Annotated in this window: 13 protein-coding genes; 7 read left to right on the top strand and 6 right to left on the bottom strand. The window is 66.9% G+C overall.

Annotated elements, in window-relative coordinates:
- Positions 1-157 precede the first annotated feature (157 nt).
- On the top strand, positions 158-1,201 hold the full coding sequence (locus tag AC6IW9_RS06390; protein WP_497770398.1) for an HpcH/HpaI aldolase/citrate lyase family protein: 1,044 nt from the start codon (positions 158-160) through the stop codon (positions 1,199-1,201).
- A 137-nt stretch (positions 1,202-1,338) separates the two neighbouring features.
- A complete protein-coding gene (gene hspQ, locus AC6IW9_RS06385) occupies positions 1,339-1,671 on the top strand; it encodes a heat shock protein HspQ (protein WP_497770395.1) in 333 nt (110 codons plus the stop codon).
- A 100-nt stretch (positions 1,672-1,771) separates the two neighbouring features.
- On the opposite strand, the gene AC6IW9_RS06380 is transcribed toward hspQ, so the two are convergent.
- Entirely contained in the window at positions 1,772-2,488 is a 717-nt protein-coding gene (locus AC6IW9_RS06380; protein WP_497770392.1) for an invasion associated locus B family protein, read from the bottom strand.
- A 286-nt stretch (positions 2,489-2,774) separates the two neighbouring features.
- On the opposite strand from AC6IW9_RS06380, the gene AC6IW9_RS06375 reads away from it, so the two are divergent.
- The 4 genes from AC6IW9_RS06375 (at position 2,775) to AC6IW9_RS06360 (ending at position 6,890) form a co-directional block, all read left to right on the top strand.
- Positions 2,775-4,613, top strand: a complete 1,839-nt coding sequence (locus AC6IW9_RS06375) for an extracellular solute-binding protein (RefSeq protein WP_497770389.1) — start codon at positions 2,775-2,777, stop codon at positions 4,611-4,613.
- Positions 4,610-5,641 carry an AMP-binding protein gene (locus tag AC6IW9_RS06370; RefSeq protein ID WP_497770387.1) on the top strand — a complete coding sequence of 344 codons (1,032 nt, stop codon included), beginning with the start codon at positions 4,610-4,612 and terminating at the stop codon, positions 5,639-5,641. Before AC6IW9_RS06375 ends, AC6IW9_RS06370 begins: the two co-directional genes overlap by 4 nt.
- A 129-nt stretch (positions 5,642-5,770) precedes the next feature.
- On the top strand, positions 5,771-6,436 hold the full coding sequence (locus tag AC6IW9_RS06365) for a DUF6629 family protein (RefSeq protein ID WP_497770385.1): 666 nt from the start codon (positions 5,771-5,773) through the stop codon (positions 6,434-6,436).
- Between the two features lie 52 nt (positions 6,437-6,488).
- On the top strand, positions 6,489-6,890 hold the full coding sequence (locus AC6IW9_RS06360; protein ID WP_497770382.1) for a nuclear transport factor 2 family protein: 402 nt from the start codon (positions 6,489-6,491) through the stop codon (positions 6,888-6,890).
- Between the two features lie 12 nt (positions 6,891-6,902).
- Here the strand turns inward: AC6IW9_RS06360 and AC6IW9_RS06355 are convergent, their stop codons facing one another.
- The 5 genes from AC6IW9_RS06355 to AC6IW9_RS06335 form a co-directional block, all read right to left on the bottom strand.
- A complete protein-coding gene (locus AC6IW9_RS06355) occupies positions 6,903-7,226 on the bottom strand; it encodes a c-type cytochrome (RefSeq protein ID WP_497770379.1) in 324 nt (107 codons plus the stop codon).
- Positions 7,227-7,359: 133 nt separating this feature from the next.
- A complete protein-coding gene (gene pyrE / locus AC6IW9_RS06350) occupies positions 7,360-7,962 on the bottom strand; it encodes an orotate phosphoribosyltransferase (protein ID WP_497770376.1) in 603 nt (200 codons plus the stop codon).
- A gap of 97 nt (positions 7,963-8,059) precedes the next feature.
- Entirely contained in the window at positions 8,060-10,783 is a 2,724-nt protein-coding gene (gene acnA, locus AC6IW9_RS06345; RefSeq protein ID WP_497770373.1) for an aconitate hydratase AcnA, read from the bottom strand.
- Positions 10,784-11,017: 234 nt separating this feature from the next.
- Positions 11,018-12,586 carry a 2-isopropylmalate synthase gene (locus tag AC6IW9_RS06340; RefSeq protein ID WP_497770370.1) on the bottom strand — a complete coding sequence of 523 codons (1,569 nt, stop codon included), beginning with the start codon at positions 12,584-12,586 and terminating at the stop codon, positions 11,018-11,020.
- A gap of 310 nt (positions 12,587-12,896) precedes the next feature.
- On the bottom strand, positions 12,897-13,436 hold the full coding sequence (locus tag AC6IW9_RS06335; RefSeq protein WP_497770367.1) for a hypothetical protein: 540 nt from the start codon (positions 13,434-13,436) through the stop codon (positions 12,897-12,899).
- Positions 13,437-13,601: 165 nt separating this feature from the next.
- Here AC6IW9_RS06335 and AC6IW9_RS06330 point away from each other — a divergent pair, with 165 nt between their 5' ends.
- Positions 13,602-14,057 (top strand): AraC family transcriptional regulator, encoded by a 456-nt coding sequence (locus tag AC6IW9_RS06330; RefSeq protein WP_497770364.1) that lies wholly within the window; start codon positions 13,602-13,604, stop codon positions 14,055-14,057.
- The last annotated feature ends 31 nt before the right edge of the window (positions 14,058-14,088 follow it).

The raw sequence follows: 14,088 nt of genomic DNA, 5'->3' as shown, positions 1-14,088 counted from the left end.
GCGGGACGCGCGCCCTTCATCACCCGGGGCACGTCGAAATTCGAATTGTGAGAGACGAGGCGCGGGCCGCGCGGCGGCCGGCGCGCGGCTATTCCCTTTCGTTCGAAGAGCGGCTATCGCTCGCGGCCGAGCCCTCCCCCGAGCGAAAGAGACCCTCATGAAGCTCCCCAATCAATTCTACCGTCCGCTCGCCATCGGAGCGCCGGCGCCGCTGCGCGAGCCGCCGGTGAAGGTCGAGCGCATGATCCATTTCGTGCCCCCGCATCTCGAGAAGCTGCGCGCCAAGGTTCCCGAACTCGTCAAACAGGTCGACGTCGTGCTCGGCAATCTCGAGGACGCCATTCCCTCCGACGCCAAGGAGGCCGCCCGCAAAGGCTTCATCGAGATGGCGAAGGCGACCGACTTCGGCTCGACGGGCCTGTGGACGCGCGTCAATGCGCTGAACTCGCCCTGGATTCTCGACGATCTCCTGGAGATCGTCGCGGCGGTCGGCGACAAGCTCGACGTCGTGATGCTGCCCAAGGTCGAAGGGCCGTGGGATATTCATTATCTCGACCAGCTGCTCGCCCAGCTCGAAGCGCGCAACAGCGTGACGAAGCCGATCCTCGTCCACGCGATCCTCGAGACCGCGGAGGGGGTCAAGAATGTCGACGCCATCGCCTCGGCCTCGCCCCGCATGCACGGCATCAGCCTCGGCCCGGCCGATCTCGCGGCCTCGCGCGCGATGAAGACCACCCGCGTCGGCGGCGGCCATCCGGACTACAAGGTGATCGCGGACGCGGTTCCCGGCGAGGCGGCGCGCGCGACCTTCCAGCAGGACTTGTGGCACTACACCATCGCCAAGATGGTCGACGCATGCGCCTCCGCGGGCGTCAAGGCTTTTTATGGCCCGTTCGGCGACTTCTCCGATCCCGCGGCTTGCGAATCGCAGTTCCGCAACGCCTTCCTGCTCGGCTGCGCCGGCGCCTGGTCGCTGCATCCGTCGCAGATCGCAATCGCCAAGCGGGTCTTCTCGCCCGATCCGGCGGAGGTCGCCTTCGCCCGCCGCGTGCTGGACGCGATGCCGGACGGCGCAGGCGCGGTGATGATCGACGGCCGTATGCAGGATGACGCGACCTGGAAACAATGCAAGGTGGTGGTCGACCTCGCCCGGCAGGTCGCGGCCAATGACCCGGATTATGCGGCGATCTACGGCTTTTGACGGCCTCGCGCATCGTCTTTCCGCCCGGCGCTTCCCGTCGTCCCGGGGGAGGCGCCGCCGCATGCGCGACATTGACGGGGGGCGCGCCCCTGCGCTACGAACGCTATTCGGACAGTGCAAGAGTGGCGTCGATTGTCATGCCGAGAGAGTGTGTCGCCAAATTCGCGATCGGCCAGGTCGTCAAGCACCGCCGCTACCCGTTTCGCGGCGTGATCTATGACGTCGATCCAGAATTCGCCAACACCGAGGAATGGTGGCTCTCCATTCCCGAAGAAGTGCGGCCGCGCAAGGACCAGCCCTTCTATCATCTTTTCGCGGAGAATTCGGAGACGGAATATGTCGCCTATGTCTCCGAGCAGAATCTCGTCCCCGACGAGTCCGGCGATCCGGTTCGCCATCCTCAGGTGGACGAAACTTTCGAGCGCGCCGAGGACGGAGCCTATCGCGTGAAGGCCGCCAAGCGGCACTGATCGGAGATGATGAAAAGCGAGCCTGGTCGCGGGCTCGCTTTCTTTTTGTGCGAGAAGCCTCCCGCGAACGCTGCGGCTCGCGGGAAGCGACCGGCGCCGCTCACTTGCCGGCGGGCGCCGCGGCGGCCGGCTTCTGGGCCTCGAGCTTCTTGCGCTCTTCCTCCGCCTTCTTCTGCAATTCCTCCTGCAGCTTCTTCTGCTGCTCCTCGAGCACCTTGGGGTCGATCGGCGGGCCGTCGAAGGCCTTGCCGAAGCCGGCCAGCGGCAGGAAGAAGGTCACCTCGTTGTTGTATTGATTCTTGACGACGATTGTGAGCTTTTCGGCCTTTTTCATGCTGTCGACGAGGGACGCCTTGACTTTGGCCAGAGCGAAACAGCCGTTCGGGAAGCAAATCTCGAATTCGCCGGCCTCGAGCGCGCCCTTGTCGACGGCGAAGCGGAAGCCCGGCCGCAGCATCAGCCCCGGCGGCAGCAGCAGGCGGACGACCTTGGCGTCTTCGCCTTTTGGATCATAGACCGCCAGCGCCAACAGCGGCTGGTCCGCCTGCGCGCCGAAGTCGCGCGTCGTATAGCAGACTTCCTTCTTCGACTGCGGATCGGAGCCGCAGACTTTGGTCCAATCGGGCTGCACCGCGACAAGGTCCGCCTTGATCGGCCCCTGCGGGGCCTGCTGGGCCGGAGCGGGAGCCGCCGGAGCGGGAGCGGCCGGCGCGGGCTTGTGCGGAGCCGGCTTCTGCTGAGCCTGCGCGGCGCCCGCCGAGACGAGGAGGGCCCCCGTGAGAGCCGCGGCCAGGAGCCGCGGGGATTGAATTGACATAAGTCGTCCTTTCGAGTGGGTGCTCGTGGGCTCGTTCGCTCGAGGAAGGGGTCGTCACGTCCCTTTCATCGGTCGTCGCCCGTCACGCGGGCGAGAGTGTGACGCCAAGCCTCATACAAAATCGACGCGGCGAACGCCAGTCGTCGCGGCGAATTGCTCGAGCTTTGCGGCCTTTGCGCGGCGCGCCGCGATGTCGCCACGTTCGGCCGCGCTTTTTCCAATAAGATTTGCGAATCGTCGCCCGCCGCCGGGAACGCCGCCGGCTCCCCTCGAGAAAGGTCGGTTCATGACGAGCAAAGCGATTCGCGACGCCATCCCATCGAGCGCGCGGCTTCTCCTCACGCTCTTCTCCGCCCCCATGGCCCTGCTCCTTTCGGCTCCCGCCGCGCCCGCGGCGACGCACGGAATCGCCATGCATGGCGAGCCGGCGCTGCCGCCGGATTTCGACCATCTTCCCTACGCCGAGCCCGACGCCGTCGCCGGCGGCAAGGTGAGGATCGGCTTGGCGGGCGCCTTCGACAGCCTCAATCCCTTCAATCTGAAATCGGGCTCGACCGCCCAGGGTCTCGTCGGCAATGTGATCCAGAGCCTGCTCGCTCGCTCCAATGACGAGCCCTTCACGCTCTACGGCCTCGTCGCGCGCTCGGTCGAGGCCGACGACGCGCGCGAGCACGTGACCTTCCGGATCGATCCGCGCGCCCATTTCTCCGACGGGGCGCCGCTCACCTCGGCCGATGTTCTGTTCTCCTTCGAGCTCTTGAAAACCAAGGGGCGGCCGCAGCAGCGAATCGCCTATGGCCTCGTCGAGCGCGCCGAGGCGCCCGATCCGCAGACGGTGATCTTCGATCTGACCGGCGCAAAGGACCGCGAATTGCCGCTGATCCTCGGCCTGATGCCGGTGCTGCCCAAGCATGCGACCGACCTCGAGCATTTCACCGACGCGTCTTTGAAGCCCCCCGTCGGCTCCGGCCCTTATGTGATCGCCGAGGTCGAACCCGGCGCGCGCCTCGTGCTGAAGCGCGACCCGAATTATTGGGGCAAGGATCTGCCCCTGCAGCGCGGTCTCTATAATTTCGACGAGATCGACATCGATTATTTCCGCGACGGCAACGCGCTGTTCGAGGCGTTCAAGGCGGGGCTGGTCGATTATCGCGAGGAGACCAGCACCGCGCGCTGGACCGGCGGCTACGACTTTCCGGCCGCGCGCGACGGACGCGTCGCGCTGGAGACGCTGAACAGCCCGGGGCCCAAGGGGCTCGAGGGCTTCGTCTTCAATCTGCGGCGCGAGCCCTTTCGCGATATCCGCCTGCGCGAGGCGCTCGGCCTCATGTTCGATTTCGAATGGGTCGACGCCAATCTCTATTCGGGCCTCTACACGCGCACCAAGAGCTTCTTCGACGAATCGGAGCTCTCCTCCTCGGGCCGTCCGGCGAGCGAGGCGGAGCGCGCTCTGCTCGCCCCCTTCCCCGGCGCGGTGCGCGAGGACATCCTCGAGGGCCGCTGGACGCCGCCGGTCCATGACGGCACGGGCCGCGACCGCGAGCCCGCGCGGCGGGCGCTCGAGCTGCTCGGCCAGGCGGGCTGGCGGCTCGTCGACAATGCGCTCGTCAAGGATGGCGTCCCACTCGCCTTCGAGATCATGGTGACCAATCGGGACCAGGAGCGCCTCGCCCTCTTCTACGCCGATTCGCTGCGGCGCATCGGCGTCTCCGCCTCCGTGCGGCTCGTCGACGAGGTGCAATATCAGCGGCGGCGCCAGAAATTCGATTTCGACGTGATGATCGGCAATTGGGTCGCCTCCGCCTCGCCCGGCAACGAGCAGCGCATGCGCTGGGGCTCCGCAAGCGCCGCGCAAGAAGGCTCTTTTAACCTCGCCGGAGCTTCCTCGCCGGCGATCGACGCGCTGATCGCAGCGCTCGTCGCCGCGCGCGGACATGAAGACTTCGTCGCCGCCGTGCGCGCCTATGACCGCGTGCTGCTCTCCGGTTTCTACGTCGTGCCGCTCTTTCACGCATCGAAGCAATGGATCGCTCACTCGACGAAACTCGCGCGGCCGCAGACCCTGCCGCGCTACTCGCCCTTGTTCGGCGCGACCTTGGAGACTTGGTGGAGGACGACGCCGTGACCGCACCGCCCGATGCGGCCGCCCGGCAGGCGGCCGCGCTCTCCCGCGCCCATCCCCTGACCATGTTCGGCTTCGACGCCCTGATTTCCGGAGCGGCGCGGCTGCGGCCCCGCCGCGTCGCCGGGCTCGACGCCCTCGGCGGAGAGACCGTCGACCATGCCGAATTCGACCGCCGCGTCGACGCCTTCCGCGCGGAGCTGCGCGACTATGATTTGAAGCCCGGCGAACGGGTTCTGCTCGCCGCGACGCCAAGCGTGCGGACGCTCACCGCGCTCATCGGCCTCATCGCCGCCGGTCTCGAGCCGGTGCTCGCCCCGCTCGGCCTCGCCCCGCAGGCGCTCGCCGCCGGCGGCCGCGGCGTCCAGGCCGCCGCGCTGATCGGCCCGGCCTCGGTCGGCGGGGAGAGCCTCGAGGAGCTATTGCTCGGCGTCGCCGCCGCCGCGCCGTCGATCCGGCTCATCGGCTCGCTCGGCCACGGAACCATCGACGGCGCCGTCGATTTCGGCGCGACCGACCGCGCCGCGGAAGCCTCTGCGGAGCGGCCGGCGCCGGCCCGCAAGGCGGCCATCGGCGCGCTGGATCGTTTCGGCGCGCCGCGCTTCTTCGAACAGAGCGCGCTGCTCGCCCGCAGCCTGTCGCTCGTCGCCGAGGCGCGGGTCAGCGGCGCGGCGCCGCTCGTCTCACTGTGTTCGCCGGGAACGATCGGCGGTCTCGTCGCCGGCCCGCTCGCCTCGCTCCTCTCCGGCGCGCCTCTACATTTCGTCTCGCCCTTCGACGCCGACGGCTTTCTCGCGCATCTCGACACGATCGGCCCGGCGCGGCTCGTCGCGCCGCGCGCGATCCTCGCCGATCTCGACAAAGCCGGCCTGCTGACCAGTGGCGCGCTGCTCGGCTGCATCGCCGTCTCCAGGCCGAACGACGCGGGAGACGCCTTCGAGGCGCCCGCGTCCTGCTGTCCGATCGTCGAGATCACCGCCGACGGCGCGGCGCAAGCCTCGGGGCGCGAACCGGCGCGGGCGGTTTCTTGAGATATCGTTTTGTCGATACATGGCTTCGTCGACCCCTGGCGCGAGCCCCGATCCTCGCCTAGTCTCCACCGTGCGGCCGACGGAACGGGACGCGCCGTTCGAAGCGGCCCATAATTTCGGCGAAGCGTCATGTGCTATTCGTTCGAGGCGAGTCTCACGGCCGGGATCGGCTTGGCGCTCGCGGGCTATGGCATGGTGTCGAAGGCTTGGCGCTGCGATCGGCGCATGCTTGTCTTCGCGGCTTTTCCTTTCGTCTTCTCGGTTCATCAGTTCGTCGAGGGCGCCGTCTGGCTCACCATCGACGATTGGCAGGGCGGCCAGCCGTTCCGTTATCTCTATACCGCGATCGCCTTCGCCCTCTGGCCCGCGCTCACTCCTTATGCGGCGTCCCGCGCCGAGCCCGATCCAGAGCGGCGGCGGCTGTGGCTGGCCATGACCGGCGTCGGCGCAGTGGTCGCGGCCTATCTCATGGCGCGGCTCGCCGCCTCGGACGGCATCGACCTCTCCGTCGTGCGGCATTCACTGGCCTATGATCCCTTGTTCGAGCGCCCGCCGCTCCTCGTCCATTTCCTCTATGTGACGCTGACCGTGGTTCCGCTCGTCGCGAGCCGCAGGCGCGGCGTCGCTCTGTTCGGCTGGGCAGTGCTCGCGACTTTCGTGCTGGCGCTCGTCGAGAACCGGCCCGCCTGGTATTCGGTCTGGTGCATGGCGGCGGCGCTGTTCAGCGTCGTCCTCGCCTCGGCGATCGGCGAGCGGCGCAGCTCGGAGCAGGACGAACTGCAGGCGCAGGAGTGACGGCGGGGCGAAGCCGTTGCTTTCCGCCCGCGCGAGGCGCATTCTGCCGGCGATGTCCGACGAGAGCTCGCTGCTTGCGGCCAACGCCGCCTATTACCGCGCCTTCGTCGAGGGCGACATCGATCGCATGAGCGCCCTCTGGGGGAAGGACGACGTCACCTGCATCCATCCCGGCTGGCCGGCGCTGATCGGCCGCGAGGTGGTGCTCGCCTCTTATCGCGACATTCTGCGCAATCCGATGCAGGAGCCGATCGTCCGCCGCAACGAGCGCGCGCTGATCTCGGGCGCGGACGGGCGCGTGATCTGCGTCGAGGTGGTGGGCGGCGCGGCGCTGGTGGCGACCAATTGGTTCCGCCTCGTCGACGGCGCTTGGCGGCTCGTCCATCATCAGGCGAGTCCGCTCGCCGTGGCTCCCGCCGAGCCGCCGCAGGAGCGGCCGCACTCGCTGCATTGAATCGGCCTAATTCTAGCGTGCGAGACCGACGATATAGGCGGCGACCGAATCGATCTCCTCTGGCGTGAGGATCAGATTCGGCATGTTCGCATGGGACGTGCGCAGAAAGACTTTGATCGCCAGCTCATTGGTCGAAGGCAGGCGAGCGACATCGACGAAGCTCGGAGCTTTCGACTCGGGGTCCTTCGCAGGCGTGTCGGCGTCGATGCGATGGCATTCGACACAGACCGAGGCGGCGAGGCGCCGTCCCGCCGAGGAGTCGGCGGTCTGCGCCTGCGCCGTCGCAGCGCCGGCGAGTGCGGCGAGAAGGAAAGCAGCTGGAATCTTCGTGTTCATTTCGATCACCTTCCTCTCGGCCGTCATTGCGAGCGGAGCGAAGCGATCCAGAGCCGTGGGGCGGCCTGGAGTGCTTCGTCGCTGCGCTCCATGCAATGACGGCAATCCCGACGGCGGGCGGCGCCGCCATGGCTCATATTTCGAACTCGCTTCGCTTGAACAGCGCATGGAGCTCGATTCCCTGCTCCGCCAGCGCTTCGGTCGCGCCCTCCTCGCGATCGACGACGACGAGCGCCTTGGTCGCGCGGCAGCTCGGATGCTCCGCCCGCAATCCTTCGATCGTCTTCAGGATCGATCCGCCCGACGTCGCCACGTCGTCGACGATCAGCACATCGGCGCCCTCGCGCACATGGCCGTCGATGCGCTCCAGCGCGCCATGCGACTTCGCCTCCTTGCGCACGAAGAAGGCGTCGACCGGCGCCCGCTTGGCATGGCTCAGCACCAGGATCGCGGAGACCAGCGGAATGGCGCCGACGGCGAGGCCGCCGACGCAGTGAAGCGATCGCGCCTTCATGAAATCGACCACGACATCGCCGAGGAGATGCGCGCCTTCCGGCAGCATCGTCGTCTGCCGCAGCTGGAACAGATAATTGCTCTTGCGGCCCGAGGAGAGGACGAATTCTCCGCGTTGCAGCGAATGCGTGTCGATCAGCTCGTGCAGCCGCGCCCGGCGCGGATCGGCCGCGTCGACGACCTCGCTCGAAACTGCGTGACCCCGGCTGTCCGAAATGCTCATGCTCCCGCCCTTGTCGGTTCTCCAATGGCTCTCCGTCGCGGCGCATGTCCGACGCGCGCCGGCGCGATCGAGAGAAGGAAGCGCGGCGGCGCTCAGCTCAGCCCGCGAGCTGCCGCAGCACATAGGGCAGAATGCCGCCGTTCTTGAAATATTCGAGCTCGTCGAGCGTATCGATGCGCGCGAGCAGCGGAACGGTCGTCGTCTTGCCGTCGGGATAGACGATCTCCGCCTGGAGCGTCCGGCGCGGCGTCAGCGTGTCGCCTTCGAGACCGCGGATCGTCACCGTCTCCGCGCCGGTGAGGCCGAGCGAGGCCCAGCTCGTCCCGGGCTCGAAGGTCAGCGGCAATATTCCCATGCCGACGAGATTGGAGCGATGGATGCGCTCGAAGCTCTGCGCGATCACCGCGCGCACGCCGAGCAGCATCGTCCCCTTGGCCGCCCAGTCGCGCGAGGAGCCATTGCCATATTCCGCGCCCGCGAAGACGACGAGCGGCGCGACCTCGGCCGCATATTTCGCCGCCGCGTCGTAGATGGACAGCGTCCCGCCGTCGGGGAAATGCTTCGTGTTCCCGCCCTCCGGCACATTGCCGGCCTCGTCGCGCAGGATGTGGTTCTTGATGCGGATGTTGGCGAATGTGCCGCGCATCATCACCTCGTGATTGCCGCGCCGGGTGCCATATTGGTTGAAATCCGCCTGCGCGACCTGCCGCTCCATCAGCCAGCGCCCCGCGGGCGAAGCCGCCTTGATCGAACCGGCCGGCGAGATGTGGTCGGTCGTGATCTTGTCGCCGAACAGAGCCAGGATGCGCGCGCCGACGATATCCGCGACGGGCGCGGGCTCCTTCGTCAGCCCCTCGAAATAGGGCGGATTGCGCACATAGGTCGAATCCGTCCATTTGTAGGTCTCGCCCGAAGGCGCGTCGACCTTGCGCCAGTGCTTGTCGCCCTCGAACACGTCCTCGTAAGTGTCGCGGAACAGCGAGCGCGTCACATTCTTGCGGATGAACTTTTGGATCTCGGCATTGGTCGGCCAGATGTCACGCAGGAACACCGGCTCGCCATGCTTGTCCGTCCCGAGCGGCTCCTTGGTCAGATCCTCGGCGACCGAACCCGCCAGAGCGAAGGCGACGACGAGCGGGGGCGAGGCGAGATAATTGGCCTGCACATCCGGATTGACGCGGCCTTCGAAATTGCGATTGCCCGAGAGCACCGCCGCCGCGACGATGTCATTGTCGTTGATCGCCCTCGACACGGGCGCCGGCAGCGGGCCGGAATTGCCGATGCAGGTCGTGCAGCCGAAGCCGACGAGATTGAAGCCGAGCTTGTCGAGATCCTTCTGCAGCCCCGCCTTGTCGAGATATTCGGCGACGACGCGGCTGCCCGGCGCGAGCGAGGTCTTCACCCAGGGCTTCGTCTTCAAGCCCCGCTCGACGGCGTTGCGGGCGAGCAGGCCGGCGCCGATCAACACGCTCGGATTGGAGGTGTTGGTGCAGGAGGTGATCGCGGCGATCACCACATCGCCATGGCCGAGATCATAATTGGTCCCGTCGACCGAGAAGCGCTGCGTCGTGTCGCCGGTCTTCTTATATTCACTCGCCAGCGCCGCCGTGAAGGCGCTCCCCACATCCTCGAGCGCGACGCGCCCCTCGGGGCGCTTGGGACCGGCGAGCGAGGGAACGACGCTCGCGAGGTCGAGAGAGATCGTGTCGGTGAACTCCGGATCGGGCGAATCCGCCTCGCGGAAGAGCCCCTGCGCCTTGGCGTAGGCCTCGACGAGATCGATGCGCGAATTGGAGCGGCCGGACATTTTCAGATAGGCGAGCGTCTCGGCGTCCACGGGGAAGAAGCCGCAGGTCGCGCCATATTCGGGCGCCATATTGGCGATGGTCGCGCGGTCGGCGAGCGAGAGATGCGCGAGGCCCTTGCCATAGAACTCCACGAATTTGCCGACGACGCCTCGTCTGCGCAGCATTTGCGTGACGGTCAGCACGATGTCGGTCGCGGTGACGCCCTCCTTCGGCTCGCCCGTCAGCTCGAAGCCGACGACCTCCGGGATGAGCATGGAGAGCGGCTGGCCGAGCATGGCCGCCTCGGCTTCGATGCCGCCGACGCCCCAGCCGAGCACGGCGAGGCCGTTGACCATCGTGGTGTGCGAATCGGTGCCGACCAGAGTGTCGGGAAAAGCGTATTCGATCGTCTCTTTCCTGCCGTCGGTCTTCACCTTCTCCTTCTTCGTCCAGACGGTCTGGGCGAGATATTCGAGATTGACCTGATGGCAGATGCCCGTGCCCGGCGGCACGACGCGGAAATTGTCGAAGGAGGACTGGCCCCATTTGAGGAAGCGATAGCGTTCGCCGTTGCGCTCATATTCGAGCTCGACATTGGCCTCGAGCGCTTTCTTCGTGCCGAATTCGTCGACGATGACCGAATGGTCGATGACGAGATCGACCGGAACGAGCGGATTGATCTTCTGCGGATCGCCGCCCAATGCGACCATGGCGTCGCGCATGGCGGCGAGATCGACGACGGCGGGCACGCCGGTGAAATCCTGCATCAGCACGCGCGCGGGACGGAAGGCGATCTCGCGCTCGGCCTTGCCCTTCTCGGAGAGCCATTTCGAGAAGCCCTCGATATGCTCTTTCGTGACGGAGCGCCCGTCCTCGTTGCGCAGCAGATTCTCGAGCAGCACGCGCAGCGAATAGGGCAGGCGCGAGACGCCCTCGAGCCCATTGGCCTCGGCGGACTTCAGCGAGAAATAGTGATAGGCGTCGTCTCCGACCTCTAGCGTCTCGAGGGCTTTGAAACTGTCGAGCGACGGCATTTCGCGCTTCCTTCGCTGGGTGGGACGGATAACGGCGGCCCGTGGCCGTCATTGCGAGCGAAGCGAAACACTCCAGAGCCTCGGGTCGCGGCTCTGGAGTGCTTCATCGCTTCGCTCCTCGCAATGACGGCGGGCGGGCCTTCCGGCAACCTTCTAGAGAATTTCGGGCCAGCGGGCAAAACGAAAGGAGGGCCGCGTCGCCGCGCCCCTCGAACAAGTCGAATATGCGCGGCCTCAGCCCGCCTTCATCGCCTCGGGCTTGGTCTTGGCGCGCTTGACGATCAGCCTGTTGAGCGCCGCCACATAGGCGCGCGCCGAAGCGACGAGAGTGTCGGGATCGGCGCCGCGGCCGGTCACCGATTTGCCGTCCTCCGAAAGACGCACGGAGACTTCCGCTTGGGCATCGGTGCCTTCCGTGACGGCATGGACCTGGAACAGTTCGAGCGCGGCGTCGTGCGGAGCGAGCGCCTTTATCGCGTTGAAGATCGCGTCGACCGGCCCATTGCCCGTCGCCTGATGCGTCCGCTTCTCGCCGTCGATATCCAGCGTCAGCGCCGCCGTCTGCGGGCCGCCCGTGCCGGCGATGACGGTCAACGCCGCGACCTTGATGTGATCGTTGGCCGTCACGATCTCGTCGTCGACCAGCGCGACGATGTCCTCGTCGTAGACGAGCTTCTTGCGGTCGGCCAAATCCTTGAAGCGCTTGAAGGCGTCCTCGAGCGCATTCTCGCCGAGGTCGTAGCCCAGCTCCTTCAGCTTCTCCTTGAAGGCGTGGCGGCCGGAATGCTTGCCCATGACCAGCGAGGTCTTGGAGACGCCGACGCTCTCCGGCGTCATGATTTCATACGTATGCGCATTTTTGAGCATGCCGTCCTGATGGATGCCGCTCTCATGCGCGAAGGCATTCCGGCCGACGATCGCCTTATTGTATTGCACCGGGAAAGAGGTCACGGCGGATACGAGCTTCGAGGCGCGCGTCAGCAGCTTGGCGTCGATGCCGGTGTGGAAGGGCAGCGCGTCGTGGCGCGTGCGCATCGCCATCACCACTTCTTCCAGCGCGGCGTTGCCGGCGCGCTCGCCGATGCCGTTGATCGTGCATTCGATCTGCCGCGCGCCGCCGCGCACGCCGGCCAGCGAATTAGCCACGGCGAGCCCCAGATCGTCGTGGCAATGGACCGAGAACACGGCCTTGTCGGCATTGGGCACGCGCTCGCGCACCATGCGGAACAGCGCCTCATATTCCTGCGGCGTCGAATAGCCGACCGTATCGGGGATGTTGATCGTCGTCGCGCCGGCATTGATCGCCGTCTCGACGCAGCGGCAGAGGAAGTCGTGCTCGGTGCGGGTGCCGTCCTCGGCCGACCATTCGACGTCGGCGACATGATTGCGCGCGCGAGAGACCGAGGAGGCGATCATCTCCAGCACTTTTTCCGGCTCCATCTGGAGCTTGTATTTCATATGGACGGGCGAAGTGGAGATGAAGGTGTGGATGCGCGCGCTGCGGGCGTGGCGCAGCGCCTCGGCGCAGCGGTCGATGTCCTTGGCGCTCGCGCGCGCGAGGCCGGCGATCGTGGCGTTCTTCACCCGCTTGGCGATCTCGAACACCGAATCGAAATCGCCTCGGCTCGCGATCGGAAAACCCGCCTCGATGATGTCGACGCCCAGCGCGTCCAGAATATCGGCGACCTCGAGCTTCTCCTCGAAGGTCATGGAGGCGCCGGGCGACTGCTCGCCGTCGCGCAGAGTCGTGTCGAAAATGACGACGCGGTCGGCGTCGGATGCGGGAACGACGGAATGGGTCATGTTCGAGGATCCTGAACTGCTGCGGCCGGCGACCGAGCCGGCTGTCGATTTAGAAATCTCGCCTCTTCCCCTGAACGCCTGGGCGCGCGGCCCTGCGGGCTTTCAGGGGCGACTAAGAAGCAGCAGGCCAGGAAGCAGACGCGCGACCGTTCGCGCGGAGAGGCACGTCGCGTCGATCGATCGGGTGGCGGAAGTCGCCAATGCAAAGTCCTCGATCATACGGCCATGGGCCGAGTCCGAGCGCAAAATACCCGCCTTCCTCCGGTCTGGCAAGAAAATGTCGCGATTCGGCGGCGCGAGCCGCCCGCCGCTAGCGCAGCTTGTAGGCCGAATGGCAGGCGACGCAGTTTTCGGTCACCGTCGCGAGGGCCGCGAGCGCGGGTCTCAGGTCGCCGGTCTCGCGCGCCTTGGCCGCCGCAGCGGCGAAATCGCTCGCCGAGCCGTGCATGGCGAAGCCCATCGCGCGCATTTCCGGCGGCATATGCTCGCCCATCATGGCCGCCATCCCGTCGCCGCCCTTCGCATGGGCGGGATCGCAGGCCGCGGCGCCGGGGGCGGCGAGGCCGAGGCGCTCGTCGGCGATCTCGCCCGCGGCGCGCGGATCGCCCGCGCCGAGCGCGGCGAGAACCGCCTGCAGCGCCTCGAGATGCCCACGCATCTCGGACAGCATGTGCTGACGCATGGGCGGGGGAAAATCGAGCTGCCGCCGGGCGTCGGTCTGTCCCATATGCATATGGTCGTGAGCATGGGGCGTCGCGGTCTCCTGCGCGCCGACCGCGGCCGCGGTCGAACAGGACAGGGCGGCGACCAGGATGCGCGCGGGGCGCGACCACCGGAACATTGGCGTCATCGAGAGCTCCTTTCGACGATCGGCTCACTCCCGCATGTCGCATCGGCGCGGCGCCGGAGCAAGGCGCGAGCCGATTGTCGCATCGGCGCCTCCGGCAAAAAACTGTATCGTCATCCTCGGAAGGACTGAGGCATATCGTCCTCCGTCAAAGATAAGGACGAGGCCATGCAGGTCGAGATCATCGAGCAGGCGCCGATCCAGGCGCACGCTTTGGCCCACGAAGGGCCCATCGCCGCTATCCCCGAGACATGGGCGCGGCTGTGGCGCTGGCAGATGCAGGCCGGCCTCGCCGGCCGCGCGCTCTATCCGGTCGGCGTCTGCTATGGCGATCCGGAGGCCGAAGGCGGCTTCCGCTATTATGCGGGCCTCGTCTTTCCCGAGGGTGTCGCGGCCTCCGGCGACATCGCCATCCTCGACATTCCCGGCGGCCGCTACGCCTCCTATCGGCATGTCGGGCCCTATAGCGGCCTCGCCGGCGCCTTTCAGAAGCTCTATGGCGAGTGGCTGCCGTCGAGCGGCCATGAGCCCGACGACCGGCCGGCGCTCGAGATCTATCGCAATTCGCCCTGTGACGCGCCGCCGGAAAAGCTCGTCACCGACGTGCTCGCGCCGGTGAGGTGACGAGAGCCGCGGCTGGATAATTGTCGCTTCG

Source organism: Methylosinus sp. shoA (assembly GCF_059718125.1).
The sequence above is the reverse complement of the archived record's forward strand: the minus strand, read 5'-3'. Positions and strand labels throughout refer to the sequence as shown.